The following is a 26,171-nucleotide window of genomic DNA, read 5'->3' on the forward strand; positions in this document are numbered from 1 at the left end:
GCACGAGCCTCGGGGGGTCACGCAAGTCCGGTGTTACTGATGGGTCGCCATGTCCGGTATGGGTAGGGGGCGCTTCTCGATGGCGGCGGCCATCACCTCGGGGAAGAGGTCCGGGGTACAGGCGAACGCCGGGGCGCCCAGTGCCGCGAGCGCCGCCGCGTGCTCGCGGTCGTACGCCGGTGTGCCCTCGTCGGAGAGCGCGAGGAGCGCCACGAACTGCACGCCGGACGCCTTCATCGCGGCGACCCGCTTGAGCATCTCGTCGCGGATGCCTCCTTCGTAGAGGTCGCTGATGAGGACGACCACGGTCTCGGCGGGGCGGGTGATCTGCGACTGGCAGTAGGCCAGCGCCCTGTTGATGTCCGTGCCGCCGCCGAGCTGGGTGCCGAAGAGGACGTCGACCGGATCGTCGAGCTGGTCCGTGAGGTCCACGACGGCGGTGTCGAAGACGACGAGCCGGGTGGCGATGGACCGCATGGAGGCCAGCACCGCGCCGAAGACCGAGGCGTAGACGACGGACGCCGCCATCGACCCCGACTGGTCGATGCACAGGACGACGTCCTTCTTGACGGACTGCGAGGCGCGGCCGTAGCCGATGAGCCGCTCGGGCACCACGGTGCGATGCTCGGGGAGGTAGTTCTTCAGGTTCGCCCGGATCGTCCGGTCCCAGTCGATGTCCCGGTGACGGGGGCGGCTGACGCGCGCGCTGCGGTCGAGCGCACCGGTGAGCGTGGCACGGGTGCGGGTGGCGAGCCGCTTCTCCAGGTCCTCGACGACCTTGCGGACGACGGCCCGTGCGGTCTCCTTCGTCGTCTCGGGCATCGCCTTGTTGAGGGAGAGGAGCGTGCCGACGAGGTGCACGTCGGCCTCGACCGCCTCCAGCATCTCCGGCTCCAGCAGCAGCGTCGACAGACCGAGACGGTCGATCGCGTCGCGCTGCATGACCTGGACGACAGAGCTCGGGAAGTACGTGCGGATGTCGCCGAGCCAGCGGGCGACGGACGGCGCCGACGCTCCCAGCCCGGCCGAACGGTCCCGCCCGGTCCTGCCCCGGCCGCCGCTCTCGCCGTAGAGGGCGGCCAGGGCGCCGTCCATGGCGGCGTCGGTTCCGGCGAGCGCGCGGCCGGTCCCGTCGGCCGCTCCGCCGCCGAGCACCAGCCGCCAGCGCCGCAGCCGCTCGTCCTCGTCCTTGTCCTTGGCCTTGGCCTTGGCCGTGACCTCGCTCATCGTGCCGCCCCCACCAGGTCGTCGTCGTCCATGCCGTGCGCGTCCCGCGCGCCGTCGAGCAACAGCCGCACCAGCGGCACGACGGCGTCCGCGCGCTCCTCGTCCAGGCCCGGGCCGAAGCCCGGTGCGCCGGGCTCGGCGGCGCGGCCCGCCGCCGTTGCGCCGGGTGCCGCCGGGCCGCGCCGCACCAGCTCGCCGAGCGTGCGCCGCACACCCGGTTCGTACGCTCCGAACGTGCGCCGCAGCAGCGGCAGTACGTCGGTGAACGCCTCCGCCGGGACCCCGGTGAGCCAGGCGTCGACCAGGCCCAGCAGCCGCTCGTCGTGGACGAGGAGCATGCCCCCGCCGGAGGAACCGGCTCCCGGGCCGCCGCCGACGAACCCCTCGATCCAGGCCGCCGCCTCAGCGGGCGGCGTGCCCGGCGAGAGGGCGAGGGCCATCAGCCGGGCCGCCTCCTCCTCGGCGAGCCGCCCGTCGTCCAGCAGCAGCCGGGCGGCTCGGCCGCGTATCACTCCTGGCACGGTGTCCCGGCCGGCGAGGCCGCGCAGGACGGTGCCCCAGCGGGCGGTGACCTCCTCGGCCTCGGCCTCCGGCAGGAGCCGGATGGCGGTGTGGACGCCGTCGAGGTGGCCGCGCATCTCGGCGGCGCCGTCCGCGTCGAGCCCCGCGCAGGCGGGCGGCAGCCCGACGCAGACGCGCAGCGCGAGGCCGGTGGCGACCTCGCCGAGCGCGGCCGTGTCCGTGGACCGCACGTCGCCGTACCGCAGGGAGCGGGCCAGCGCGGGCAACGCCTGGGCGAGGTGGCCGACGTCCGCGTCGAGCGCGGCCCGGTCGGCGAGCGCCTTCATCACCACGGGCAGCGCGTCGGGCAGCCCGGCCAGGAGGCACCGCTCGGCGAGCGCGGTCACATCGGCCAGCGCGGTGGCCGACACCGCGAGCGACTCGGCCTTGGCGGTGGCGGCGGCGAGCACCGTGGTGCCCCACACACCCGCCTCCGCCACGCGCACGTGCAGCTCCGGCTGCCAGCGCAGCCGCCAGCCCTCCCGGAACGTGCCGGTGGAGCCGCGCCCGCCGTCCGGATCGCCCCAGTCGATGCCGAGCAGCCGCAGGCGGTGCAGCAGCCGGCTGCGCTCGGCGTCCGTCTCCTTGCGCAGGTCGAGGTCGAGCTCGCGCTCCAGGGCCTCCGGCTTGAGGCGCAGGGTGCGCTGAAGCCGGGTCAGGTCCCGTTGCAGCGGGACGGCGGGCGCGCTGTCCGGCACCTCGCCGAGCACGTCGCCGACGATCAGCCGGTCCCTGATGAGGTCCAGCGGCACGTCGGAGCCGTCGCACATCACCGCCCGTACGGCGTCCATGGTCTCGGTGAGCCCGGCGAGCGGGCGGCCGCGCAGGACGGCGAGCGTCCCGGCGAGGCGTACGGCCTCGATGACATGGGCCGAGGAGACGATCCGGTCCTCGTCGCGCAGCAGCCCGGCGACCTTCGTCAGCCAGCGCTCGACGGGCCGGTCGGGTGCGCTGAACAGGTGCCCGTACCAGCCGGGGGAGTCGATGCCCGCGCCGTAGCCGGTGTGGCGGGCGAGGCGGCGGTGGGTCCACGGCACCCAGGTGATCTCGGTCTTGACCTTGGGCAGGCCCTTGAGGAGGGCGCGGTCGGCGGTGACGGTGTTCTTCGCCGCGAGCGCCGGCACGTGCCAGGCGCCGCACACGACGGCCACGCCGTCGCCGTACGTCTTGCGCTCGGCGCGCAGCTGGAGCCGCATGTAGGCCTCGCGGATCAGGTCCCGGCGGTGGCCGCCGTGTCCGTACGCCTCGCGCAGTGCGGACATGGCCTCCGCGAGCTCGTCGAAGACGGCGACGGGATCGGAACCTCCGTCGTCCGTGCCTCCGTCGTCCATGCCTCCGTCGTCCGTGCCTTCGACGTCGCCCGGGGGCCCGTGGCGGGCCCCGACCGGGCCGCGCGGCCCGCGGTGCTCGACGACGTCCTCCCACCAGCGCTCCGGGTCGTCGTACCCGGCGGTCTCGGCGAGCACGGCGAGCGGGTCGACGCGGACGCCGTCGGCCTCCTCCTCGTCCCCGTCGCCCCAGGTGGGGTCCGCGGCCATGGCCAGCGAGTGGGTGGCCGGCAGGTCGATGAAGCGGACGGGCACGCCGTGGTCGAGCGCCCAGCGCACGGCGACCCACTCCGGTGAGAACTCCGCCAGCGGCCAGAACGCCGCCCGGGCCGGGTCGTCCACCGCGTGCGCCAGCAGGGCGACGGGCGGGCGCATCCGCTCGTCGGCGGCGAGCGGGAGCAGCGCGTCGCCCTCGGGCGGGCCCTCGATCAGCACGGCCGGGGGCTTCGCGGCGTCCAGGGCGGCCCGGACCGCGCGGGCGGACCCCGGGCCGTGGTGCCGCACCCCGAGGAGCAGCGGCTTCGTGGCGGTCGCGCGTGCCGTCGCCGTCGCCTTCGCCTTCGCCGTCATGCCGAGACCTCCCGGCAGGCGCGGTAGAAGTCCTTCCAGCCGTCGCGTTCGCGGACGACCGTCTCCAGGTACTCCTGCCAGATGACGCGGTCGGCCGCCGGGTCTCGGACGACCGCGCCGAGGATGCCGGCGGCCACGTCGCCGGGGCGGAGCACGCCGTCGCCGAAGTGCGCGGCGAGCGCGAGGCCGCCGGTGACGACGGAGATCGCCTCGGCCGTGGAGAGTGTCCCGGACGGGGACTTGAGCTTGGTGCGGCCGTCGGTGGTGACGCCGTCGCGCAGCTCGCGGAAGACGGTGACGACCCGGCGGATCTCGTCGACGCCCTCCGGCGTCGCGGGGAGGTCGAGCGAGCTCCCTATCTGGTCGACGCGCCGCGAGACGATCTCGACCTCGGCCTCCGGCGTCGCCGGCAGCGGCAGGACGACGGTGTTGAAGCGGCGGCGCAGGGCGCTGGACAGGTCGTTGACCCCGCGGTCGCGGTCGTTGGCGGTCGCGATCAGGTTGAAACCCCGTACCGCCTGGACCTCTTGGCCCAGCTCCGGGATGGGGAGCGTCTTCTCGGACAGGATGGTGATCAGCGTGTCCTGCACGTCGGCCGGGATGCGGGTGAGCTCCTCCACCCGGGCCGTCATGCCCTCGGCCATGGCGCGCATCACCGGGCTGGGCACCAGCGCGTCCCGGCTGGGACCGTGGGCCAGCAGCTGCGCGTAGTTCCAGCCGTACCGGATGGCTTCCTCGGGAGTGCCCGCCGTGCCCTGGACGAGGAGCGTGGAGTCGCCGCTGACCGCCGCGGCGAGGTGTTCGGAGACCCAGGTCTTGGCGGTGCCGGGCACGCCGAGCAGCAGCAGGGCGCGGTCGGTGGCGAGTGTGGTGACGGCGACCTCGACGATGCGGCGCGGGCCGACGTACTTCGGTGTGATGACGGTGCCGTCGGGGAGGGTGCCGCCGAGCAGATAGGTGGCGACGGCCCACGGCGAGAGCCGCCAGCGGGCGGGGCGGGGCCGGTCGTCGGCCGCCGCCAGCGCCTTGAGCTCGTGCGCGAACGCGTCCTCGGCGTGCGGCCGCAGAGGCTCGGCGCCGGTGACCGGGGCGGAGTCTGCGCCGGTGGGCGCGGTGGGCGCGGTGGCTTCGGTGGTTTCGGGCACGGTCATGGATCCCCCTCCAGATCGTTGCGACCGGGTGTGGGATCCACCGTGCACCATGCCACTGACAATCGATCGTCTGCGCAGGTCAGAGCCGATTGTCAGTGGTGGGGCCTACGGTCGGGGGCATGAATCAGCAGGGGGTGCGCTGGACGGCTGAACAGGTGCTGGCTCTGGCTCCTGACGACGCCTCACGCAAAGCGGGAAGCAAACTCGGCACGGCCGGACCGTGGTCCGGCACGGGCGGCAGCGGCGCGGGGGCCGTCTGGGGTCTGTGCAAGGGCAGCGGGAGCAAGCCGTATCAGACGATCGTGGACACCACCGGCCCGGCGTACAAATGCAGTTGCCCGAGCCGGAAGTTCCCGTGCAAGCACGCGCTCGGGCTGCTGCTGCTCTGGGCGTCGGACGAACGGGCCGTACCGGACGCCGACGCCGCGCCGGAGTGGGCCGAGCAGTGGCTCGCCGGGCGCGGAGAACGGGCTGCCGGCCGCGACGGAGGGGACGCGGCCGGCTCCCCCGCCCCGAGAACCGCCGACCCCGAGGCGGCCCGGCGCCGCGCCGAACGCCGCTCGGCCCGGATCACCGCGGGCGCGCGGGAGTTGGAGCAGCGGCTCGCCGACCTCCTGCGCGGCGGGCTCGCCTCCGCCGACCAGGCGGGGTACGGACTGTGGGAGGAGACGGCCGCCCGCATGGTCGACGCGCAGGCCCCCGGGCTGGCCGGCCGTGTGCGGGAGCTGGGCGCGATACCGGGCTCGGGCCCCGGCTGGCCCGTACGACTGCTGGAGGAGTGCGCCCTGACGCACCTCCTCGACCAGGCGTGGCTGGGCATCGACCGGCTGCCGGAGCCACTGGCCGCGACCGTACGCACCCGCGTCGGGCTCACCGCGCCCGCCGACGGCCCGGCCGTGCGCGACCGCTGGACGGTCCTCGCCCAGTACGACACCTCGGACGGCAAGCTGACCACGCGCCGCATCTGGCTGTACGGGCGGAACAGCGGGCGCACGGCCCTGCTCCTGTCCTTCGGCGCCGCGGGGCGGGCGCCGCAGCTGGCCCTGCCCGTCGGCGTGGTCATCGACGCCGAGGTCACCCCGTACGCGGGCGCCGGACAGCTGCGGGCCGAGCTCGGGCCGCAGTTCTCGCCGCCGGTCCCCGCCGAGGGGCCGCCGCCCGGCGGGACGGCCACGGAGGCCCTCGCCGCGTACGGGCGCGCGCTGCGCGAGGATCCCTGGCTGGACGCCTGGCCGGTGACGCTCGCCGACGTCATACCCGTGCCGTCGCAGGACGGCACCTGGCAACTGGCCGCGGCCGACGGCACGTCCGCGCTGCCGGTGGCCCCCGCCGCGCTCGGCCGCGCAGGCCTGTGGCGGCTCGTCGCCCTCTCCGGCGGCGGCCCCGTCACCGTCTTCGGCGAATGCGGGCACCGGGGCTTCACCCCGCTCGCCGCGTGGTCGGCGGAGACGGCCGGGAAGCCGGGGACGGACGAGACGACCAGGACGCCGGGAGCGGTCGGGACGATCGGGACGCCGGGAGCGGTCGGGACGGCCGAGACTGCGGAGCCGCTCGGGCCGCGCGGGCCACGCGGGCCACGCGGGCCGTTCGAGTCGCTCCAGCCGTTCGAGCCGCTCGAGTCGCTCCAGCCGTTCGAGCCGCTCGGGCCGCTTGGGCCGCTCGAGACCGTTCCGCTCATCTGACGCCGGGCTACGGAAGGACGACGCCATGACCACCGCCACATCCTGGGAAGACCTCGTGACCTCGGCACTGCTCGGCACCGAGCGGCGGCCGCCCGGCGCCGGTTCGGGCGGGAAGGACGCGCCGGTCGCGCTCCTGGACGCCGCCGCCCTGCACACCGTGCGGCGCAGGGCGGGCCTGCTGCCCGCGCCCGCCGCCGCCCCGCCCGAACCGGCGCCGCACGATCCGCGGCCACTCGTCCCCGAAGCGGCCCGCCGCCGGCTCACCCAGCTGCTCGCCGACCGGGCCGGGCCGTCACAGGGCGGCGGCCGGCGCGGGGCGGCACCCGACCTCACCGAGCTGCTGCCCCAGTGGCTCGCGACCGCGAACGCACACGGCTACCGGGCGCCCGCCTCCGTCCTCCCCGCCCTGTTGGACGCCGCCCGTGCCCGCACCGACCTGCGCCCCCAGGCCCTCACCTTCGCCGGGCCGCGCGGGCTGTGGCTCGCCCGGTTCAACCCCGAGTGGCGATTCGCCCTGCGCGGCCCCTCGGGAGTGGCCGCGCTCCCCGCGCCCGACGACACCCCGGCGGTGCGGAGCCTGTGGGAGGAGGGCCTCTTCGCCGAGCGCGTCGCCCTCCTCGCGGCCGTACGGGCCCACGAGCCCGGAGCCGCGCTCGCGCTGCTGCGCTCGACCTGGTCCGCCGAACGGGCCGAGGACCGGCTCATGTTCCTCGACTCCCTGCGCACCGGACTGTCCGACGCGGACGAGCCCTTCCTGGAAGACGCGCTCTCCGACCGCAGCCGCAACGTCCGCGCCACCGCCGCCGAGCTGCTGTCCGCGCTCCCGCAGTCGGCGCTGGCCGCGCGCATGGCCGAGCGGGCGGCGACCTGCGTCAGCCTCGACCGCACCGGCGACACGGCCGTGATCTCCGTCGAGGCGCCGCACGAGTGCGACGCCGGCATGCAGCGCGACGGCGTCCTGCCGAACCCGCCCGCCGGACGGGGCGAGCGGTCCTGGTGGCTCGGCCAGCTGGTCGAGGCGACGCCGCTCGCCGCCTGGTCCGCGCGGCTCGGCGGGCGCACGCCCGAGGAGATCGTCGCCCTGCCCGTCGCCGACGACTGGCGCGACGAGCTCCACGCCGCGTGGTGCCGGGCGGCCGTCCGGCAGCGCGACGCGGCCTGGTCGCGCGCCCTGCTGGGCCCGCCCGCGACGCCGCCCGCCTCGCTGGCGGAGCGGTCCAAGCTGCTGTCCACCCTGCCCGCGGACGAACGGGCCTTGTGGGTCGCCGACTTCATCGCCGCGCACGGCCTGTCGGAGGCGTTTCAGCTCCTCGGCGTCTGCGCCGTGCCCTGGGCGGAGCCGCTGGGCCGTGCCGTCGTCGACGCGCTCGACATCGCCCGCGACGCCGGGAGCTACCCGTGGAGCTTCAGCGGCGTGATGGGCCTCGCGGAACGCTGCCTCGACCCGGTCGAAGCGGCGCGGCTCGAGGTCCTCACCGCCGTCCCCGACGAACCGGAGGACGCGTCCCCCGGCGCGGGCGGCTACTGGTCGGAGGCCTTCCAACGCCTGGTGTCCACGCTGAGGCTCCGCGCGACGATGCACGCGGAGCTCACGCGGTAGCCCGGCGTGCGCCGGGGGCGGCGGTGCGGTGCTTCTGCCCGGTGGGGCGGCTTTCGGGTGCGCGGTGGCTTGCGCCGGTGGGTGCGGGTCGGTGCGGTGCTTCTGCCCGGTGGACGGCTTTCCGGCGCGCCGTGGCTTGCGCCGGTGGGTGCGGGTCGGTGCGGTGCTTCTGCCCGGTGGACGGCTTTCCGGCGCGCCGTGGCTTGCGCCGGTGCGTACCGGGCGGGTGCCGGGGGTTCCGGTGGGGGGTGGTCGGACTCTCGTTCACCGCGCTTCGCGCGAGTTCAGTCGTCTTACGTCCGACCACCCCCCACGCTCCACCCCCGACCCCCTCACGCGGATGGTCGTCCCCGCCGCCGACGCGTGCCTCCCCCGGTGGTGCCCCTACGCCACCACCGGGGCCCCTGCCGAACCCTCCGAGTGGCGGCGCGCAGCTGCCGCGCTCCGGGGTGTGGGGGCGTCAGCCCCCACGTACACCTCCCCCGGGGGGTCTCGGGCGTCAGCCCCAGTTACGGGAAGTGGGGGTCCCCCCACGCCCGCAGGGCGTAGGGGGAGGGGTGGGGGAAAAGAACTCCGGGCCACACCCCGCAGGGGCCGTGCCGCTACGCGGCGACGCGGACGTTCGCGTTGACCCAGTCGACGATCGACGCCGTCGTCGCGCCGGGCGTGAAGATCTCCGCGACGCCCTTCTCCTTCAGCGGCGGGATGTCCGCCTCCGGAATGATCCCGCCCCCGAAGACCTTGATGTCCTCCGCGTCCCGCTCCTTCAGCAGCTCCAGCACCTTCGCGAACAGCGTGTTGTGCGCGCCCGAGAGGATCGAGAGGCCGATCGCGTCCGCGTCCTCCTGGATCGCGGTGTCCACGATCTGCTCCGGCGTCTGGTGCAGGCCGGTGTAGATGACCTCCATACCGGCGTCGCGCAGGGCCCGCGCGATCACCTTGGCCCCGCGATCGTGGCCGTCGAGACCCGGCTTGGCCACCACCACGCGGATCGGACCGGTCACACCCATCACTGCCTCCACATGCGTCCCCCGTAGCTGTATCCCGGGGAGGTGAACGAACGTTATCTACAGCATCCCGCAAGCGGCCGTTTCACGGTGAATACCGAGGGGGAAATCACACGTGGGACATGCTCGCGAGGGAAAACCTCACGTCGGCGCGGCGTGGCGCGGTGCCTCGTGTGCCGGTGCGGGAGGGCGAGGTCGGCCATGAGGGTCATCGCGCTGTTCAAGGCCACAACCCTGGAGCTGGCCATCCTCGCCTGCCACCTGGTGCTCTACCCCACCGGTGTCGCCCCGGAACGCCGCCGCCGTGCTCCCGTCACGGCCGTCGACGGGCGGCCGCCCGTCGTGCTGCTGCACGGGTTCATCGACAACCGTTCCGTCTTCGTGCTGCTGCGCCGCTCCCTCGTCCGGTCCGGCCGACCGCCTCAGCACCTGGAGTCGCTCAACTACTCCCCTCTCACCTGCGATCTGCGGACCGCCGCCGCACTGCTCGGCCGCCATGTGGAGGACCTCTGCTCCCGCACCGGCCACCCCGAGGTGGACGTCGTCGGGCACAGCCTCGGCGGTCTGATCGCCCGCTACTACGTGCAGCGGCTCGGCGGCGACCGGCGCGTACGCACGCTGGTCACGCTCGGCACACCGCACGCGGGCACCACCTTCGCCCCGCTGGCCGGTGCCCACCCGCTCGTCCGCCAGATGCGTCCCGGTTCGTCCGTGCTGCGGGAGTTGAGCGAGCCCGCACCCCAGTGCCGTACGCGGTTCGTGAGCTTCTGGAGCGATCTCGACCAGGTGATGGTCCCCGCCGAGACGGCGTGCCTGCGCCATCCAGATCTGATCGCGGAGAACGTCCGGGTCACCGGGATCGGCCACCTGGCGCTCCCGGTCCACCCGGCGGTCGCCGCCGCGGTCCGCCGGGTGCTGGAGTCGGAGGAGCCGACCGCCGGAGCGGTTGATTCCGTGTCGGTGGCGTGAAGGCAACGCCACAACGGTCGAACGGATTTCGAACGTACGGCCAAGGCTCTGTGTGCACTCCGCCGAAAGGCGGCTGAATGCCCGTTTCCCCCGGGCCCAAAACTCTCGGAAGATTGTCGCTTGCGCGTACCGCCGGGTACAGTCGCGCCCACTGCTTTCCCCTCTGGGGTTCCCCATCCCGGGGGCCGCGCCCAGACCTGGTCCTGCTGCCGAGGCGAGAGAGAAGTTGGTGAACGACCAGCACCCCCACGCCGGGTACGTCGGAGACGACGCCTACACCACGGGCAGCTACAGCACTGGCAGTTACACCACGGGCACGTACGAGACCGGGACCTACGACACCGGCGCCTTCGCCACCGACCCGCTCTTCGGCGCCCTCCCCGGGTCCTACGACGGCGGCTACCAGGCGAGTTACGACACCGCCGGACACCAGAGCGGCTACGACGCCGGGCACAGCGGCCAGTACGACACCACGCAGTGGGACGGCGCCACCACCGGTTACGTCGAGTACTCCGAGTACACCGGCCAGTGGGACGCCAGCGCCTGGAACAACCAGACGCAGTACGACACCGGCGCCTACGACGCCACCGCCTGGCACTCCGCGCCCACCGAGACGTTCGTGCCGGAGCAGTACGACTACGCCTCGGCGGAGGCCCTCCATGCGGAGGCCCCGCACGCCGAAGCCCCCGAGCCGGAGCAGGACCAGGACCAGGAGCACGAGGAGTCGGACCCGGAGCCCGAGGCGGCGCCCGAGGCCGAAGCCGAGCCCGTGGCCGCGGCCGTCATCCCCCGCCCCGCCCGCCGCTCCGGCGGAGGCGGCAGCCGTGGCCGGCGGCGTACCCCCGCGAAACGTTCCGCGCTTCTGACCGTGGCCGTGCCCTCCGCGTGCGTCATGGGTGTCGCCGGGATCGCGGCGGCCTCCGTCAGCGGCCTCACCGGCGGCGAGGAGAAGGCCGAGGCCAAACCGGTGACCGCCGAGGACCCGTCCTCCGTCAAGACCGTCGCCGCCGCCAACAGCGCCCTGGACACCCAGCTCGCCGCGCTCAGCGCCGACGCCCGCGACTTCGGCGACCGCGCCAGCCGCACGCAGGAGCGCATCGACCTCAAGGCCCGCCAGGAGGCCGAGCGCAAGAAGCGCGAGGAGGAGGCCGCGCGCCGCGAGGCGCTGCGCCCCAAGTTCGCGCTCCCCGTCAAGCTGCACCAGCTCAGCGCCCACTACGGACAGGCCGGCGTCAACTGGATGTCCCTGCACACCGGGATCGACTTCCCCGTGCAGTACGGCACTCCCGTGATGGCCGCCACCGACGGCACCGTGCGCACCCAGTGGAACAGCGCCTACGGGAACATGGCCATCGTGACCGCCAAGGACGGCACCGAGACCTGGTACTGCCACCTCAGCAGCACCAAGATCCGGTCCGGCGAGGTCAAGGCCGGTGATGTCATCGCGTACTCCGGCAACTCCGGCAACTCCACCGGACCGCACCTGCACTTCGAGGTACGGCCCGGCGGCGGCACCGCGATCGACCCGCTGCCGTGGCTGCGCAGCCACGGCCTCGACCCGACCGGCTGATCAGAACCCGGACTACAGCTTCTCGACCGGGGCGTACCGCAGCAGCAGCCGCTTCGGCTTCTCGTCCCCGAAGTCGATCGTCGCCTGCGCGTCGGCGCCCGCGCCCGTCACCGCCATCACGGTCCCGAGCCCGAACTGGTCGTGCGTGACCCGGTCCCCGACCGCCAGCGCGATCACCGGCTTGTCGGTCGTACGCCGCGTGGCGAAGCCCGACGGGCCGGAGCGGGAGCGCGAGGACGACAGCGACGCGGTGATCCCGGAGGCCGGGCCGCCGGACGACGGCTTGGCCATCGCGCCCGTGCGCTTCCACTCCAGGTGCTGGGCCGGGATCTCCTCCAGGAACCGCGAGGGCGGGTTGTACGAGGGCTGGCCCCAGGCGCTGCGCATCGACGACCGCGTGAGGTAGAGCCGTTCGCGGGCGCGCGTGATGCCGACGTACGCGAGGCGCCGCTCCTCCTCCAGCTCCTTGGTCTGGCCGAGGGCGCGCATGTGCGGGAAGACGCCGTCCTCCATGCCCGTCAGGAACACCACCGGGAACTCCAGGCCCTTGGCGGTGTGCAGCGTCATCAGCGTGATGACGCCGGAGCCCTCCTCGTCCTCGTCCGGGATCTGGTCGGAGTCGGCGACGAGCGCCACCTGCTCCAGGAACTCGGCGAGCGTGCCGGGGTTCTCGCCGCGCTCCTGCTCGAACTCCAGGGCCACGGCGGCGAGCTCCTGGAGGTTCTCGATGCGGGTCTCGTCCTGCGGGTCGGTGGAGGCCTGCAGCTCGGCGAGGTACCCGGTGCGCTCCAGGACCGCCTCGAGGACCACGGCCGGGCCGGCGCCGGACTCGGCGATGGTGCGCAGCTCGTCGAGGAGCGTGTTGAAGCGCTTCACGGCGTTCGCGGAGCGCGCCGCCATGCCGTACGCCTCGTCGACGCGGCGCAGCGCCTGCGGGAAGGTGATCTTCTCGCGGAGGGCCAGCGCCTCGATCATCGCCTCGGCGCGGTCGCCGATGCCCCGCTTGGGCACGTTGAGGATGCGGCGCAGCGGGACGCTGTCCTCCGGGTTCGCCAGCACGCGCAGGTACGCCAGGACGTCCCGGACCTCCTTGCGCTCGTAGAAGCGGACGCCGCCGACGACCTTGTACGGCAGGCCGACGCGGATGAAGATCTCCTCGAAGACGCGGGACTGGGCGTTCGTCCGGTAGAAGATCGCGACGTCGCCGGCCTTCGCCTCGCCCGCGTCCGTCAGCCGGTCGATCTCGTCGGCGACGAACTGCGCCTCGTCGTGCTCGGTGTCCGCGACGTACCCGGTGATGCGCGAGCCGGGGCCTGCGTTCGTCCACAGGTTCTTGGGGCGGCGGCTCTCGTTGCGCTCGATCACGGCGTTGGCGGCGGAGAGGATGGTCTGCGTGGAGCGGTAGTTCTGCTCCAGCAGGATCGTCGTCGCGTCGGGGTAGTCCTCCTCGAACTGGAGGATGTTGCGGATGGTGGCGCCGCGGAAGGCGTAGATCGACTGGTCGGCGTCACCCACGACGCACAGCTCGGCCGGGTCCAGGTCCTCATAACCGGTGCCCACCAGCTCGCGTACGAGCGTGTACTGGGCGTGATTGGTGTCCTGGTACTCGTCGACGAGGACGTGGCGGAAGCGGCGGCGGTAGTGCTCGGCGACGTCCGGGAACGCCTGGAGCAGGTGGACCGTCGTCATGATGATGTCGTCGAAGTCCAGGGCGTTGGCCTCGCGCAGCCGTGCCTGGTACATCCGGTACGCCTCGGCGAGCGTCTTCTCGAAACCGTCGGCGGCCTGGTCGGCGAAGGTCTCCTCGTCGATCAGCTCGTTCTTGAGGTTGGAGATCTTGGCGCTGAAGGACTTCGGCGGGAACTTCTTCGGGTCGAGGTCCAGGTCGCGGCAGACCAGCGCCATGAGCCGCTTGGAGTCGGCGGCGTCGTAGATCGAGAAGGACGACGTGAAGCCGAGCCTCTTCGACTCGCGGCGCAGGATGCGGACGCACGCGCTGTGGAAGGTCATCACCCACATGGCGTTGGCGCGCGGGCCGACGAGCTGCTCGACGCGCTCCTTCATCTCGCCGGCGGCCTTGTTGGTGAAGGTGATCGCCAGTATCTGGCCCGGATGGACGTGCCGGGTGGCCAGCAGGTGGGCGATGCGGTGGGTGAGCACCCGGGTCTTGCCGGAGCCCGCACCGGCCACGATGAGCAGCGGCGAGCCGGTGTGGACGACGGCGGCGCGCTGCTGGTCGTTCAGCCCCTCCAGCAGCGCGGCGGGGTCCACGACGGTGCGCGGCGCGCCGTCGCGGTGGTACGCGTCCCGGGCCGGGGGCACGTCGAAGCGGTCCCCGAAGAGGTCGTGCGGGACCTCCTCCGGGGCCGGGGCGTGGCCCTCGGCGTCCTCGGGGGGCGGCGGCGGTTCCTCGGAGGTGTGGTTCCGCAGGTCCGCCAGGAAGCTGTCGTCAAAGAGGCTGCTCATCGCCTATCGAGTCTAGGCCGCCCCACCGACAGCCGGGGCCGAACAGACTTCGTCGCAGAGCGCGATGACACATAAGCGTCGCGTAAAGGTCACGAAAATGTATCCGGCATATCGAACATCATCCTTCACAGCACCACCACACGTTGGCTAGCGTGCCGCACAAGCGGACCGTTCCCTCATCGGCGAACCACGCCGATCGGACCGCCCACGCCGAATCCACTCTCCCCGCACGGGAGTTGGAACCGGGGACCCACCATGCACCATGGGGTGAATCGGCCGCTTCCGCAGGCCGTAGGGCACCTTCCGTTCGCCCGAACCCGCCGGTTGACCCGGTAGGCGGTCTACGGAAGGAGATGCCGGCCTTGGCGTCGCATCGCAAGCCGCGCAGCCGCACCACCCGCACGCTCGGTACGTTTGGTTCGTTCGGTACGAATTCCCCCGCCGTCGGGGTCACGACGGCCGCCATCGCCTCGGTCACGACCCTGCTGTCCGCCCAGTCGGCCGAGGCCGCGCCGGGCCGGCCGACGGTGGAGGAGGTGCAGAGGAAGGTCGACGACCTCTACCGGCAGGCCGGAGGGACGATGACGCAGGCGCAGCGGTACGCCCAGCCCGTGCGGCCCGCCCCGCCGGCCCAGCCCGTGCGGCCCGCCCCGCCCGTCCAGCTCACCCCGCCCAGCCCGCACGTCCCGCACGTCGAGTCGGAGCCGACCGCGAAGCCCGACAACGATGCCGTCGAGGCCGCCGAGGCCCTCGAAGCCGCCGAGGCGTGGAAGGCGGAGGCCCCGACCCCGCGGGCCGAGCCCGCGAAGACCCCCGAGGCGCTGCGCGCCGGCAAGCGGACGGTGCAGCGCAAGCTCGCGGAGGCGCGCGCCCTGCTGGCGCGGGAGGAGACGCGGCCGGAGACGCTGAGCGGGACACCGACCGGGACGCCGACCGGGACGCCGACCGGTACGCGGACGGAGGCCCCGGTGTACGGGCCGGAAGTCCGCGAGACCGAGAGCGGAACCGGTCACGGCCCCGACCGCACCGCGGCCGAAGCCGACAAGGTGCTGGCCTTCGCCCGCGCCCAGCTGGGCAAGCCGTACGTCTGGGGCGCGGCCGGCCCGAGCTCGTACGACTGCTCCGGCCTGACCCAGGCGGCCTGGAAGGCGGCGGGCGTCGACCTGCCGCGGACCACCTGGGAGCAGGCCCGCGTCGGCACGCGCGTCTCCATGGACGAGCTGCGCCCCGGCGACCTGGTGTTCTTCTACGACGACATCAGCCACGTCGGCGTCTACCAGGGCGACGGCGTGATGATCCACGCCCCGCGTCCCGGGATGAACGTCCGCGAGGACGCGGTCCACTCCATGCCGCTGTACGGCTGCGTGCGCCCCGCCTGAGGGGCCGCCTGAGAGGGGCGGCCCGCCCGTGGGAAGCGGGCCGCTCAGGTCACCTCAGGTCCAGAGCGTCGCGATGAAGATGTTGGCGACGGTGAGGCCGCCGACGGCGCCGAACAGCGCCTTGTCGACCGTCTCCTCGTCCCGCTTGACGTAGACCAGGCCGAGGATGACGACCAGGATCGCCAGCTTCACGCCGATCTTGATGTTGTTCACGGTCTGGTCGTCGGCCTGGTTGAGCCCGACCAGGGCCACACCCGTCACCAGCATGGTCAGCGCGCCGTGCAGCATGCCGGGGCTGAAGCGCGCCGTGCCCGCGCCCATCGCCTTCATCTGGGACAGGAAGCCGCCCAGCAGGGCGCCGATACCGATGATGTGCAGCGCGACGAAGACATTGATGAGTACGTCCATGGGCCGGAGCCTAACCGGGGCCATAGCACCGGTCGCCGGGCAGGGTTGCCTCATTCGTCGCCTCGGTCACAGCTGATACGGAATGAGAGATTCCAGGCGCGTCGCCGCCGACGGAAGCCGTTCCCGAACTCTCACCTGCGGGCAATTGCGGTCACTCCCCCTCACCACCGTGACCGGCGGGTTTAGCGTCCTCCCCCAGGTGGCCGGTTCTCCCACCGCCGTCTTCCGACTCCCGGGCGGCGGCCGGCCACCCCACCCACACGCGACAGGGAAGGGAAGTGACCCGCCCTCGTGGCAGCTCACCCAGAACCAGAACCTCCGCAGCACGGCGATCACGGCCATGACAGCGGTCGCGGCAAGCACCGCAAGCCCCGGCAGCGCTCCCTGAACGCGGCTGCGGCCGGGTGGGCTGCCGGGCGGGTGGCCGGGCGCACCGCCGTCGGCTTCGTACTCGCCGGGGCGGCGACCGCCACCGCCCTCAGCGGCGCCGGGCACGCGGAGCCCCGCCTCTCCCCCGCCCAGGTCAGGAGCGAGGTGGACCGGCTGCACCGGGAGGCCGAGGAGGCCACCGAGCGGTACAACGGCGCCAAGGAGCAGGCCGACAAGGCCCGTTCCTCCCTGGACGCCCTGCGGGACGAGGCCGCCCGCCGGACGGAGCGGCTCGCCGCCACCCGCCACGCGCTCGGTTCCGTGGCCACCGCCCAGTACCGGCACAGGGGCCTCGACCCCGCCCTCCAGCTCGCCCTCTCCAGCGACCCCGACGCGTACCTGGAGGGCGCCGCCCTCGCCGAGCGCGCCGGGACCCGCCAGACCGACGCCATCGCCGCCCTGCGCCGCGAACTCGCCGGGCTCGCGCAGCTGCGCGCCGAATCCGGCGGCCACCTGCGGGAACTGGCGGCCCGCCAGGCCGAGCTGCGCCGTCACAAGACCACCATCCGGCAGAAGCTCGCCGCCGCCGAGCGCCTCCTGGGCCGGCTGTCCGCCCCCGAACGCGCCCGGTACGACAACCCCGGCCCGTCGGCCGGAAGCCTCCCTCCGGCGCGAGCGCCGCAGGCGCCCAACCCGCGCGCCGCGCAGGCCGTCGCGTACGCGTACGGGGCCCTCGGCAAGCCGTACGTATGGGGCGCGACCGGGCCGTCGGCCTTCGACTGCTCGGGCCTCACCCAGGCCGCGTGGCGCTCCGCGGGGGTGTCCCTGCCGCGTACCACGTACACCCAGATCAACGCCGGACAGCGCGTACCGCGCTCCGCGCTCGCCCCCGGTGACCTGGTGTTCTTCTACTCCGGTGTCAGCCACGTCGGGCTCTACATCGGCGACGGCAAGATGATCCACGCGCCGCGCCCCGGCGCGGCCGTACGGATCGCGCCGATCGACGAAATGCCGTGGGCGGGAGCGACCCGGATCGCATAGGGTCCGGAATCCATGACCATGGATCGCGACACCCGTGAAACCGTTCCCGACGGCATCGCCGCCGCCCTCCAGGACTGCGTCCGCACCCTGGTGCAGCGGTCCCCCGACCACCGCCGCGTGGGCCCCTTCACCCTGCGCTACAACCCCGACTGGGACATCCCGCCCGCCAACTACGCCGTCCCCGACGCGGGCGCCGCGCCCACGAAGGCGGAGATCGACGAACTGGTGGCGGCCTTCCGCGAGCTGGAACGGCTGCCGCGCCTGGAGTTCCAGCCCGCCTGCGCGCCGGAGCTGGAACCTGCGCTGCTCGCCGCGGGGTTCACCGTCGAGCGGCGGGCGCCGCTGATGGCGTGCGCGCCGGACGGGCTGCGGGAACCGGGACCCGTCGACGGCATCGCGTTCGGCGAGCCGGCGGACGACGCCGCGTACGCGGCCGCCGCCGCGGTGCAGAACCTCGCGTACGGCGGGACGGGCGAGGCGAACGAGGGCGCGATCCGCTGGCTGCGCACGGCGGCGGCCGGCGGCGGCGTCGCCGGCGTCGCCACGGACACCTCCGACGGTACGACGGTGGGGGCGGGCGGCTGCTCGGTGCCGGTGGACGGGCTGAGCGAGCTCGCCGGGCTGGCGGTCGCGGCGAGCCACCGGCGGCGGGGCATCGGCGCGGGCCTCTCGGCGTACCTGACGGCGACGGCGTTCGCGCGCGGTTGCCGGCTGGTGTGGCTGGAGCCGGCCGACGCGGCGATCGAGCGGATCTACGCGGGGATCGGTTACCGGCGGGTGGCGGAGAAGGTGGACGTCTCGCTGGCTCCGTGACCCCCGGCGGCCCCCGCCCCGGGACCCGTCCCCATGCGCGCCGTCAGCCACTCGAAGACCGCCGGCACCTCCCGCATCCAGGAGGCCGTGCGGTGGCCGCCCGTGACCTGGCGGACGTCGATCCGGGTCGGCGGCCGGGAGACGGCGCGCAGGTCCAGGCCCTGCTGGAAGCCGTCCTGCCCGTTCCCGGTGAACAGCATCGTGACCCTGGGCGGGGTCGCGGCCGTCTTCAGGAGGGTGAGCGGGTTGTGCCGGTGCCGCAGCTCCGGGTCCCGGCCGGTGAGCGAGGACGGCTCGGCGGCCGGGTCGTTGTAGCCGGACATGCTGATCGCGTACCCGTACCGGTCGGGGTGCGCCACCGTCAGCTTCGCGGCGCAGTGGGCGCCCGCCGAGTACCCGGCCACGGCCCAGCCGTCGGGGGTGTCGAGGGCGCGGAAGTTGTCGGTGACCATCCGGCGTACGTCGATGCTGAGCCACGAGTCGGCGTTCACCTTGCCGGGGATGTTGGCGCAGCCGGTGTCGGTGTCGCCGAGCAGGGTGGTCCGCGGCGACACCAGGATGAACGGCGCGACCTTGCCCTGCCGCATCAGCGGCTCCAGCTGCCTGCTCGCGTGCAGGCTGCCGAACCAGGACTTCGGGGAGCCGGGGAAGCCGGAGAGCAGCTCGACCACCGGGAACCTGCGGTCCTTGTACGCCGGGTCGTCGTACTGCGGCGGCAGCCATACGTACACCTCGGCCTCCACCCCGGAGATGCGGCCCTTGAGGGTGGTGCGCCGGATGCCCTCGCCCATGCCCGGGTCGTCGACCGGCTCGAACGTCTGCCGCACCTTCGGCAGGTCGGTGACGCGCTTGCCGCCCGTGCCGTCGGGGCCGAGGTCGATCGCCGCGTCGACGTGGTCGCTGGTGCCGAGGAGGTCGCCCCAGCTGTCGTACAGGCGGTTGGCGTTGTTGACCGCGACGAAGACCACCACGATCGCGGTGAGCTGGGCGAAGGCGACCATGCCCAGCCGGAGTGCGCCCCGCACGACCGCCGGTCCGCGCAGTCGGGTCCACAGCACCAGCGGCAGCAGGACCGCGATCACGGCCAGCACGATCGCGGTCACGAGGAAGGGCGTACCCGTCAGGCTCATCACGGTCTGTAGGAGGGGCCCGGAACCGTGCGGGTTGCCCCGGTTATGTCCCGGTTACGTCATGAGCGGCCGGGGACGGGCGGCCCTCAGACGAGGCGGCGGGCCGTCGCCCAGCGGGTCAGCTCGTGCCGGTTGGACAGCTGGAGCTTCCGGAGCACCGCCGAGACGTGCGACTCGACCGTCTTGACCGAGATGAACAGCTGCTTGGCGATCTCCTTGTACGCGTACCCGCGGGCGATCAGCCGCAGCACCTCGCGCTCCCGCTGCGTGAGCCGGTCGAGGTCCTCGTCGACGGGCGGGGCGTCGGTCGAGGCGAAGGCGTCCAGCACGAATCCGGCCAGCCGGGGCGAGAACACGGCGTCGCCGTCCTGCACCCGGAAGATCGAGTCGACCAGGTCGCTCCCGGTGATGGTCTTGGTGACGTACCCGCGGGCCCCGCCGCGGATGACGCCGATGACGTCCTCGGCGGCGTCCGAGACCGACAGCGCGAGGAAGCGGACCGGGTTCCGGGCGTCGGCCATCAGCGGCGCGCAGCGGCGCAGCACCTCGACGCCGCCGCCGCCCGGCAGGTGGACGTCGAGGAGGACGACCTCGGGGCGGGTCTCGGTGATCACGGAGACGGCCTCGTCGACGTCGGCGGCCTCGCCGACCACCTCGACGCCGGTCGTCTCGGTCCGGCCGATCTCGGCCCGGACGCCGGTGCGGAACATCCGGTGGTCGTCGACGAGCACCACCCGCACGCGCCGCCCCACCGGCTGCCCGGACTGCTCGGACTCCACGGGCTCCACGGACCGCCCGGGCGCCACGGACGGCCGGGACGTCCCGGACTCCCCGGGCTCCACAGACTGCCCGGGCGCCACGGACTGCCGGGACGTCCCCGACTCCCCGGGTCCTACGGAAGCCGTCGTCTCCTCGGTCATGCGTCCGCCCTCTCCATCTCGAGCTCCACTTCGGTGCCGTCCCCCGGCACCGACCGCAGCCGCGCGGTGCCGCCGTTGCGCTGCATCCGGCCGATGATCGATTCTCGTACGCCCATCCGGTCGGCGGGCACCGCGTCCAGGTCGAAGCCGGGCCCCCGGTCCCGTACGGAGACGAAGACGGTACGGCCCTCGACCTCGGCGTACACCTGTACGGCCCCGCCCCCGCCACCGTACTTGGCGGCGTTGACCATCGCCTCGCGCGCGGCCTGCGCCTGCGCGGCCAGTCTCTCGTCCAGCGGGCAGTCGCCGACGACCACGACCTCGATGGGGACGCCGTGGGTGTCCTCGACCTCGGCCGCGGTCCGCTTCACGGCCTCGGCGAGGGTCTCGGGCTCCTCGTCCGCGTCCTTTCCGGTGCCCTCCGGCTTGTACAGCCACTCGCGCAGCTCGCGCTCCTGGGCGCGGGCGAGGCGGCGGACCTCGCCCGGGTCGTCGGCGTTGCGCTGGATGAGGGTGAGGGTGTGCAGGACGGAGTCGTGGACGTGGGCGGCGACCTCGGCGCGCTCCTGGGCGCGGATGCGCATGGTCCGCTCCTCGGAGAGGTCCTGCGACATCCGCACCAGCCAGGGCCCGGCGAGCAGCGCTATGCCAGCCAGCACCGCTATGGCCGCGGTGAGCGCCGTGCCCAGCTGGGCCGCCGAGCCGCGCACCACCATGAACACGGTCAGGCCCATGCCGACGAGCGCCACCCCGGCCAGGCCGCGCGCGAGCTGGAAGAGCCGCTTGCGACGGCCGGAGCGGGACCACTGCGCCCGGCGCGCGTTGTCCGCCTGGCGCCACACCAGGACGACGCCGACGCCCACGAGCAGGATCGGCCAGACGTACCGCTCGCCGCCCAGGTCGACGCTGCCGACGAAGGCGCCTGCGCCGATCGTCAGCGCGATGAGGGCGACGATCTGGCCCTTGTCGGGCTTGCGGAGGCGGCGGCGCCCGTCGGGGGTGGTCTCGAACACGGAACGCGGCTCGACGGTCCTGGCCCTGCCCCCGACGCCGAGCGGGACGACGATCCAGAAGACGGCGTAGAGCAGCACGCCCAGGCCGTCGGCCATGAAGAGGGCGAGGAAGACGAAGCGCACCCAGATGACGGGCAGGCCCAGGTGCCCGGCGAGGCCCCGCGCGACACCGCCGAGCATCCGCCCGTCGGCGCTGCGGTACAGCTTGCGCACGGGCGGTTCGTCGGTCTCGGGCGGACGGGTGGCGACGGGCATGGTCCGATCGTCACACGGCATCCGGCCCGCCCACATCAGGGTCGGTCCCCTACGCGGCCCTGAGACGGCTCCCCGGGGCCCGGGGGCGATATCAGGGACGGGCCAGGGTCGGCCCCGGTGCCGCCGGGGCGCGCGGACCGCCACCATGGACGTATGACCCGCACGACTCCCGCGCCGCCCGAGGGGGTTCCCGAGGGCGCGGCCGGCCCCGCCCCCTCGGGAGCGCCCGCGCCCGCCGCCCCTCCGCCGCTGCGCCGCGCGCGCCGGCACAAGGTGCTGGCCGGGGTGTGCGGCGGTCTCGGCCGGCACTACGACCTCGACCCGGTGGTCTTCCGGGTAGCGGTCGGCGTGCTCGCCGTCACCGGCGGCCTCGGCCTGCTCTTCTACGGCTTCGCCTGGCTGCTGATCACCGCCGACGGCGAGGAGGAGAACGAAGCGCGCCGACTGCTGTCGGGCCGCGTCGACGGCGCCTCGCTGACCGCCGTGCTGATGGCGCTCGTCGGCTGCGGGCTGTTCCTGTCGATGCTGGGCAACAGCAGCACCCTCTCCTTCTCGCTGCTGCTCGTCATAGCGGTGAGCGGCGCGGCCGTCTGGTCGCAGCGGCGTCGGCTGACGGTCGAGGCGGAGGTGCCGCTGGACCCGGCGGCAGCGCACGCGGTGGCGGAGGCGCCGCCCGAGACGCAGGCCCCGCCGCCGCCCGCGGCGCCGTCGTGGTGGCGGGACCCGATCGTCAAGGACGGTACGACGGGGCCGCTGGCCCTCGGCTACCTGTGGGGCCCCGAGGACGCGGTGGGCGTCGAGGACGCGATCAGCGCCCGCCCCACCCAGCGCGCGTGGGCACCGGCGCCGACCGCCGCCGCGGCCCGGCGCGGCCCGCGCTCGATCGGCGGCCTGGTCCTGCTGCTCGCGCTGCTGGCGGGAGCGCTCGGCACGGCCCTGCCCTGGGGGTCGCAGCCGCTCGGTACGTGCCTGCAGACGGGGCTCGCGTGCGCGCTGGGCGTCCTCGCCCTCGGCCTGGTGGTCAGCTCGTTCGCGGGCCGCACCGGCCTGGGCACGGTCTTCATGACGGTCGTCATGGCCCTGCTGCTGGCGGGTGCCTCGCTGATACCGCGGCAGATCGGCACCGAGTGGACCCGTACGACATGGCGACCGGCCACCGTCGCGGACGTCCAGCCGCGCTACGCCGTGGGCAGCGGCGTCGGCACGGTGGACCTCTCCCAGGTGGCCGTCCCCCCGGAGCGGACCCTGCGCACCTCGGCGGAGGTGGGCGCCGGCCGCGTGGAAGTGGTCGTCCCCCGGAACGTGACCGTGACGGTGCACGCCCAGGTGGGCCTCGGTGACGTGCGGCTTCCGGCCGACCCGTCCGGTGAGGTCGACATCGCGCCGGACCAGGACACGGTCCGTACGATCCCCCCGCCCCGAGGGGTGCCCCCGGCCGGCACCGTGCATCTCACGCTGAACGCCGCGCTCGGACTGGTGGAGGTCACCCGTGCCGCTGCATGAGTTCCGCCCGGGCCGGCTGGTCGCGGGCGCCACGGGCATGACGATCGCCGTCCTGTACGGGGGCGACGCCGCCGGTTCCTGGCACACGCCCTGGTACGCGGTGGTACCGCTGCTCTGCGGCGGGCTGGGGCTGGCGGGCGCCGCCGCCTGGGCCGCCTACCGGCTGCGCCGCCGCCGCGCGGCGAGGACCGCGTCGACGGAGAGGACGGACGCCCCGGCCAGCACCAGCGGGAGCCACGCCATCAGGTAGGCGAGGTCGTTGCCGTAGTAGTACGGGTCGGACTGCCAGCTCACGGTCAGCCACAGGCTCAGCGAGATGAGCGCCCCACCGGCGGCGGCGAGCCGCGCGAACAGCCCGAGCAGCGTCCCGGCCCCGACGGCCAGCTCGCCGAAGGCGATGGCCTGCCCGAACGCCTCCGGGTTCTTCAGCGCCAGGTCGACCAGCCACGGCACGGCGGAGGAGTCCCGCACGGACCGCATGAGCTCGCCGACCGAGCCCGCTCCGGACGCGGCCAGGAACCGGTCGTCGGTGAGCTTGTCGAGTCCGGCGTAGACGAACGTGACGCCGAGGAAGATCCGCAGCGGCAGCAGCGCGTAGCGCGAGGCCGCCGCCCGCAGCCCCCGCGCCTCCCCCGCCGTCCGGTACGTCCCGTACCTGTGCCCGCCCATCTCCGACCCGCCTCTCCGCCACCTCGTGAACCGATTCTCCGGCCCCACCCCATGGATACGCGACGGAAGGACCGCCGGTTCAGCGCTTCGGCGTCGTACGACGAAGCCGCCGCCCACGAGGGTGAACGGCGGCTTCGTCCGGCTACGCCCGGAGTCGGAGTGGGGTCACTCCCACTCGATGGTGCCCGGCGGCTTGCTGGTCACGTCCAGCACGACGCGGTTGACGTCGCGCACCTCGTTGGTGATGCGCGTCGAGATCCGCGCGAGCACGTCGTACGGCATCCGCGTCCAGTCCGCGGTCATCGCGTCCTCGGACGAGACGGGCCGCAGGACGATCGGGTGGCCGTAGGTACGCCCGTCACCCTGGACGCCCACGCTGCGCACGTCGGCGAGCAACACGACCGGGCACTGCCAGATCTCGCCGTCCAGGCCGGCCGCGGTGAGCTCCTCGCGGGCGATGGCGTCGGCCTCGCGCAGCAGGTCCAGGCGCTCCTTGGTGACCTCGCCGACGATGCGGATGCCGAGGCCGGGGCCCGGGAAGGGCTGGCGCTGGACGATCTCCTCCGGCAGGCCGAGCTCCTGGCCGACCATCCGGACCTCGTCCTTGAACAGCTTGCGCAGCGGCTCGATCAGCTTGAACTCGAGGTCCTCGGGGAGCCCGCCCACGTTGTGGTGGGACTTGATGTTCGCCGTGCCCGTACCGCCGCCGGACTCGACGACGTCGGGGTAGAGGGTGCCCTGGACGAGGAACTCGACCGGCTGGTCGTCCGGCGCCTCGGCCACGATCTCGGCCTGGGCCTGCTCGAAGACCCGGATGAACTCACGGCCGATGATCTTGCGCTTCTCCTCGGGGTCGGAGACCCCGGCGAGCGCGGCGAGGAACCGCTCCTGCGCGTCGACGACCTTCAGCTGGACGCCGGTCGCCGCCACGAAGTCCTTCTCGACCTGCTCCGTCTCGCCCTTGCGCATCAGGCCGTGGTCGACGTACACGCAGGTCAGCTGCGAGCCGATGGCCTTCTGGACGAGCGCGGCCGCGACGGCCGAGTCGACGCCGCCGGAGAGGCCGCAGATGGCGCGCTTGTCGCCGACCTGGGCGCGGATCGCCTCGATCTGCTCCTCGATGACGTTCCCGGTGGTCCAGTCGGGGCGCAGGCCGGCGCCGCGGTAGAGGAAGTGCTCCAGGATCTGCTGGCCGTGCGTGGAGTGCATCACCTCGGGGTGGTACTGCACGCCGTACAGCTTCTTCTCGTCGTTCTCGAAGGCGGCGACCGGTACGACGTCCGTGGACGCGGTGACGGTGAAGCCCTCGGGCGCGGCGGAGCAGGCGTCGCCGTGCGACATCCACACCGGCTGCTCGGCCGGGGTGCCCTCGAAGAGGGTCGAGGAGACCTTGCTGACGTGCAGCGGCGTACGGCCGTACTCGCGTGCGCCGGTGTTGTCGACCGTGCCGCCGAGGGTCGTGGCCATCAGCTGGAAGCCGTAGCACATGCCGAAGACGGGGACGCCGGCCTCGAAGATCTCGCGGTCGAGGGTGGGGGCGCCTTCCTCGTACACGGAGGACGGGCCGCCGGAGAGGATGATCGCCTTGGGGTTCTTGGCCAGCATCTCGGCCACCGGCATGGTGGACGGGACGATCTCGCTGTAGACCCGCGCCTCACGGACGCGTCGGGCGATGAGCTGGGCGTACTGCGCGCCGAAGTCGACGACCAGTACGGCGTCGGGCGCGGCAGCGGGATTCGCTGATGACACTACGGCGGCCTTCCGGCGGTGGGAGGAGGGGCTGTACGCCAATTCTACCGGCGCGCCCGCGCGACCTTTCGTCTCACCATCCGAACCCGGGCTTGCCGTGATGTGCGGATGCACCATACTGGCGCCCATGCACAAGCACCTGACCTACGTCTTTACCTATGGCACCGGGCCCGTCCGGCTGCCATGGTCGTGCTGCTTGAGCCACTGACAAGCGACTTCCCCAGGCGCCCCGGGCCGACAAGGTCCGGGGCGTCTGTCGTTTCCGGGCCATGCCGCTCGGGGCACCGCTCACCGACTGAGGAGCCCCGCCATGACCGCACTCGACTCGCTCGACAAGACCGGCGCCCGCACGGACGACGCCGCGGAGCTGATCACCGACGCGCGTGAGCGCATCGACGCGCTCGACGACCGGATCATCGGCCTGATCCAGGAACGGGTGGCCATCTCGGCCGTCATCCAGGAGGCCCGCATCACCTCCGGCGGCCGCCGCGTGAACCTGGCCCGCGAGATGGAGGTCCTCGCCCACTACCGCTCCGCGCTGGGCAAGCCGGGCACCGCGCTGGCGATGACGATGCTGGAGCTGTGCCGGGGCCGTATCTGAGTTCGGTCCCACCCTCACCCGTACGGCGCGTGACCGCACGGTACCGGCCTTCGTTGGATCGGTTGTCCGTGTCAGCCAGGGGCGGGCCGAAGAAACCACGCGTGGCTCCGCTGGAGCGTGTGGCGTACCCCTCGGGTACGTCGTGGGACCTCGCTCCAGCGTGCGTGACCGGACGGCAGGGGACAGCAGC

At 73.6% G+C, this 26,171-nt stretch carries 21 protein-coding genes and 1 riboswitch; of the genes, 10 read left to right on the forward strand and 11 right to left on the reverse strand.

All coding sequences use genetic code 11. The annotated features are described in order from the left end of the window. Nucleotides 1-33: 33 nt before the first annotated feature. From AC07FJ_RS27420 to AC07FJ_RS27430, 3 genes are read right to left on the reverse strand one after another with little or no spacing between them, the layout of a single operon-like run. Nucleotides 34-1,227 carry a VWA domain-containing protein gene (locus AC07FJ_RS27420; RefSeq protein WP_479051984.1) on the reverse strand — a complete coding sequence of 398 codons (1,194 nt, stop codon included), beginning with the start codon at nucleotides 1,225-1,227 and terminating at the stop codon, nucleotides 34-36. Next, nucleotides 1,224-3,686: a DUF5682 family protein gene (locus AC07FJ_RS27425; protein WP_479051985.1), complete on the reverse strand. Its 2,463-nt coding sequence runs from the start codon at nucleotides 3,684-3,686 to the stop codon at nucleotides 1,224-1,226. The genes AC07FJ_RS27420 and AC07FJ_RS27425 overlap by 4 nt, the downstream gene beginning before the upstream one ends. Further along, nucleotides 3,683-4,837, reverse strand: coding sequence for an ATP-binding protein (locus AC07FJ_RS27430; protein ID WP_479051986.1), 1,155 nt, complete (start codon nucleotides 4,835-4,837; stop codon nucleotides 3,683-3,685). The genes AC07FJ_RS27425 and AC07FJ_RS27430 overlap by 4 nt, the downstream gene beginning before the upstream one ends. Before the next feature lie 119 nt (nucleotides 4,838-4,956). Between AC07FJ_RS27430 and AC07FJ_RS27435 the strand changes: the two genes are divergently transcribed. Together AC07FJ_RS27435 and AC07FJ_RS27440 are read left to right on the forward strand one after the other, a co-directional pair. Then, a complete protein-coding gene (locus AC07FJ_RS27435; protein ID WP_479051987.1) occupies nucleotides 4,957-6,519 on the forward strand; it encodes an SWIM zinc finger family protein in 1,563 nt (520 codons plus the stop codon). Nucleotides 6,520-6,544: 25 nt separating this feature from the next. Further along, the gene (locus tag AC07FJ_RS27440) at nucleotides 6,545-8,119 is read left to right on the forward strand and encodes a DUF5691 domain-containing protein (RefSeq protein WP_479051988.1); all 1,575 of its coding nucleotides are present in this window, start codon (nucleotides 6,545-6,547) and stop codon (nucleotides 8,117-8,119) included. Between the two features lie 602 nt (nucleotides 8,120-8,721). Here AC07FJ_RS27440 and AC07FJ_RS27445 read toward each other — a convergent pair. Beyond that, entirely contained in the window at nucleotides 8,722-9,129 is a 408-nt protein-coding gene (locus AC07FJ_RS27445; protein ID WP_361421141.1) for a coenzyme B12-dependent isobutyryl CoA mutase small subunit, read from the reverse strand. A gap of 198 nt (nucleotides 9,130-9,327) precedes the next feature. On the opposite strand from AC07FJ_RS27445, the gene AC07FJ_RS27450 reads away from it, so the two are divergent. Both AC07FJ_RS27450 and AC07FJ_RS27455 read left to right on the forward strand, forming a co-directional pair. Continuing rightward, nucleotides 9,328-10,095: a lipase family alpha/beta hydrolase gene (locus tag AC07FJ_RS27450; protein ID WP_479051989.1), complete on the forward strand. Its 768-nt coding sequence runs from the start codon at nucleotides 9,328-9,330 to the stop codon at nucleotides 10,093-10,095. 229 nt (nucleotides 10,096-10,324) lie between these two features. After that, nucleotides 10,325-11,665: a M23 family metallopeptidase gene (locus AC07FJ_RS27455; RefSeq protein WP_479051990.1), complete on the forward strand. Its 1,341-nt coding sequence runs from the start codon at nucleotides 10,325-10,327 to the stop codon at nucleotides 11,663-11,665. A gap of 12 nt (nucleotides 11,666-11,677) precedes the next feature. Here AC07FJ_RS27455 and pcrA read toward each other — a convergent pair whose 3' ends face one another. Next, nucleotides 11,678-14,131, reverse strand: a complete 2,454-nt coding sequence (gene pcrA / locus AC07FJ_RS27460; protein ID WP_479051991.1) for a DNA helicase PcrA — start codon at nucleotides 14,129-14,131, stop codon at nucleotides 11,678-11,680. 198 nt (nucleotides 14,132-14,329) lie between these two features. Continuing rightward, nucleotides 14,330-14,486, forward strand: a riboswitch (cyclic di-AMP (ydaO/yuaA leader). Between pcrA and AC07FJ_RS27465 the strand changes: the two genes are divergently transcribed. Continuing rightward, a complete protein-coding gene (locus AC07FJ_RS27465; RefSeq protein ID WP_479051992.1) occupies nucleotides 14,485-15,510 on the forward strand; it encodes a C40 family peptidase in 1,026 nt (341 codons plus the stop codon). (Overlaps the previous riboswitch by 2 nt.) A 54-nt stretch (nucleotides 15,511-15,564) precedes the next feature. On the opposite strand, the gene AC07FJ_RS27470 is transcribed toward AC07FJ_RS27465, so the two are convergent. Beyond that, nucleotides 15,565-15,918, reverse strand: coding sequence for a hypothetical protein (locus AC07FJ_RS27470; protein WP_361421155.1), 354 nt, complete (start codon nucleotides 15,916-15,918; stop codon nucleotides 15,565-15,567). A gap of 384 nt (nucleotides 15,919-16,302) precedes the next feature. Here AC07FJ_RS27470 and AC07FJ_RS27475 point away from each other — a divergent pair, with 384 nt between their 5' ends. Beyond that, complete coding sequence (locus AC07FJ_RS27475; RefSeq protein WP_479052133.1) at nucleotides 16,303-17,328, forward strand: C40 family peptidase; 1,026 nt, start codon at nucleotides 16,303-16,305, stop codon at nucleotides 17,326-17,328. 12 nt (nucleotides 17,329-17,340) lie between these two features. Beyond that, the gene (locus AC07FJ_RS27480) at nucleotides 17,341-18,141 is read left to right on the forward strand and encodes a GNAT family N-acetyltransferase (RefSeq protein WP_479051993.1); all 801 of its coding nucleotides are present in this window, start codon (nucleotides 17,341-17,343) and stop codon (nucleotides 18,139-18,141) included. Here the strand turns inward: AC07FJ_RS27480 and AC07FJ_RS27485 are convergent. From AC07FJ_RS27485 to AC07FJ_RS27495, 3 genes are all read right to left on the reverse strand, one after another. After that, entirely contained in the window at nucleotides 18,096-19,271 is a 1,176-nt protein-coding gene (locus AC07FJ_RS27485; protein WP_479052134.1) for an alpha/beta hydrolase, read from the reverse strand. The two genes, AC07FJ_RS27480 and AC07FJ_RS27485, sit on opposite strands and share 46 nt — an antisense overlap. An 86-nt stretch (nucleotides 19,272-19,357) precedes the next feature. Continuing rightward, nucleotides 19,358-20,191: a LuxR C-terminal-related transcriptional regulator gene (locus AC07FJ_RS27490; protein WP_479051994.1), complete on the reverse strand. Its 834-nt coding sequence runs from the start codon at nucleotides 20,189-20,191 to the stop codon at nucleotides 19,358-19,360. After that, nucleotides 20,188-21,459, reverse strand: a complete 1,272-nt coding sequence (locus AC07FJ_RS27495; protein WP_479051995.1) for a PspC domain-containing protein — start codon at nucleotides 21,457-21,459, stop codon at nucleotides 20,188-20,190. The genes AC07FJ_RS27490 and AC07FJ_RS27495 overlap by 4 nt, the downstream gene beginning before the upstream one ends. A gap of 153 nt (nucleotides 21,460-21,612) precedes the next feature. Between AC07FJ_RS27495 and AC07FJ_RS27500 the strand changes: the two genes are divergently transcribed. After that, on the forward strand, nucleotides 21,613-22,962 hold the full coding sequence (locus tag AC07FJ_RS27500; protein ID WP_479051996.1) for a PspC domain-containing protein: 1,350 nt from the start codon (nucleotides 21,613-21,615) through the stop codon (nucleotides 22,960-22,962). Then, complete coding sequence (locus tag AC07FJ_RS27505; RefSeq protein ID WP_479051997.1) at nucleotides 22,949-23,212, forward strand: hypothetical protein; 264 nt, start codon at nucleotides 22,949-22,951, stop codon at nucleotides 23,210-23,212. Before AC07FJ_RS27500 ends, AC07FJ_RS27505 begins: the two co-directional genes overlap by 14 nt. On the opposite strand, the gene AC07FJ_RS27510 is transcribed toward AC07FJ_RS27505, so the two are convergent. Then, entirely contained in the window at nucleotides 23,119-23,631 is a 513-nt protein-coding gene (locus tag AC07FJ_RS27510) for a DoxX family protein (RefSeq protein ID WP_479051998.1), read from the reverse strand. The two genes, AC07FJ_RS27505 and AC07FJ_RS27510, sit on opposite strands and share 94 nt — an antisense overlap. A gap of 165 nt (nucleotides 23,632-23,796) precedes the next feature. Beyond that, nucleotides 23,797-25,380, reverse strand: a complete 1,584-nt coding sequence (guaA, locus tag AC07FJ_RS27515; RefSeq protein ID WP_361421179.1) for a glutamine-hydrolyzing GMP synthase — start codon at nucleotides 25,378-25,380, stop codon at nucleotides 23,797-23,799. A 310-nt stretch (nucleotides 25,381-25,690) separates the two neighbouring features. On the opposite strand from guaA, the gene AC07FJ_RS27520 reads away from it, so the two are divergent. After that, entirely contained in the window at nucleotides 25,691-25,981 is a 291-nt protein-coding gene (locus AC07FJ_RS27520; protein WP_361421181.1) for a chorismate mutase, read from the forward strand. Nucleotides 25,982-26,171: the final 190 nt, after the last annotated feature.

It is taken from the genome of Streptomyces sp. NPDC045998, from assembly GCF_056430285.1.

What these genes read in the sequence shown, in the direction of transcription:
- AC07FJ_RS27440 (WP_479051988.1), top strand. Translation starts at nt 6,545, where the DNA reads ATGACCACCGCCACATCCTGGGAAGACCTCGTGACCTCGGCACTGCTC.
- AC07FJ_RS27490 (WP_479051994.1), bottom strand. Translation starts at nt 20,191, where the DNA reads ATGACCGAGGAGACGACGGCTTCCGTAGGACCCGGGGAGTCGGGGACG.
- AC07FJ_RS27445 (WP_361421141.1), bottom strand. Translation starts at nt 9,129, where the DNA reads ATGGGTGTGACCGGTCCGATCCGCGTGGTGGTGGCCAAGCCGGGTCTC.
- AC07FJ_RS27450 (WP_479051989.1), top strand. Translation starts at nt 9,328, where the DNA reads ATGAGGGTCATCGCGCTGTTCAAGGCCACAACCCTGGAGCTGGCCATC.
- AC07FJ_RS27480 (WP_479051993.1), top strand. Translation starts at nt 17,341, where the DNA reads ATGACCATGGATCGCGACACCCGTGAAACCGTTCCCGACGGCATCGCC.
- AC07FJ_RS27485 (WP_479052134.1), bottom strand. Translation starts at nt 19,271, where the DNA reads ATGAGCCTGACGGGTACGCCCTTCCTCGTGACCGCGATCGTGCTGGCC.
- pcrA (WP_479051991.1), bottom strand. Translation starts at nt 14,131, where the DNA reads ATGAGCAGCCTCTTTGACGACAGCTTCCTGGCGGACCTGCGGAACCAC.
- AC07FJ_RS27510 (WP_479051998.1), bottom strand. Translation starts at nt 23,631, where the DNA reads ATGGGCGGGCACAGGTACGGGACGTACCGGACGGCGGGGGAGGCGCGG.
- AC07FJ_RS27420 (WP_479051984.1), bottom strand. Translation starts at nt 1,227, where the DNA reads ATGAGCGAGGTCACGGCCAAGGCCAAGGCCAAGGACAAGGACGAGGAC.
- AC07FJ_RS27430 (WP_479051986.1), bottom strand. Translation starts at nt 4,837, where the DNA reads ATGACCGTGCCCGAAACCACCGAAGCCACCGCGCCCACCGCGCCCACC.
- AC07FJ_RS27470 (WP_361421155.1), bottom strand. Translation starts at nt 15,918, where the DNA reads ATGGACGTACTCATCAATGTCTTCGTCGCGCTGCACATCATCGGTATC.
- AC07FJ_RS27500 (WP_479051996.1), top strand. Translation starts at nt 21,613, where the DNA reads ATGACCCGCACGACTCCCGCGCCGCCCGAGGGGGTTCCCGAGGGCGCG.
- AC07FJ_RS27465 (WP_479051992.1), top strand. Translation starts at nt 14,485, where the DNA reads ATGCCGGCCTTGGCGTCGCATCGCAAGCCGCGCAGCCGCACCACCCGC.
- AC07FJ_RS27495 (WP_479051995.1), bottom strand. Translation starts at nt 21,459, where the DNA reads ATGCCCGTCGCCACCCGTCCGCCCGAGACCGACGAACCGCCCGTGCGC.
- AC07FJ_RS27425 (WP_479051985.1), bottom strand. Translation starts at nt 3,686, where the DNA reads ATGACGGCGAAGGCGAAGGCGACGGCGACGGCACGCGCGACCGCCACG.
- AC07FJ_RS27520 (WP_361421181.1), top strand. Translation starts at nt 25,691, where the DNA reads ATGACCGCACTCGACTCGCTCGACAAGACCGGCGCCCGCACGGACGAC.
- AC07FJ_RS27435 (WP_479051987.1), top strand. Translation starts at nt 4,957, where the DNA reads ATGAATCAGCAGGGGGTGCGCTGGACGGCTGAACAGGTGCTGGCTCTG.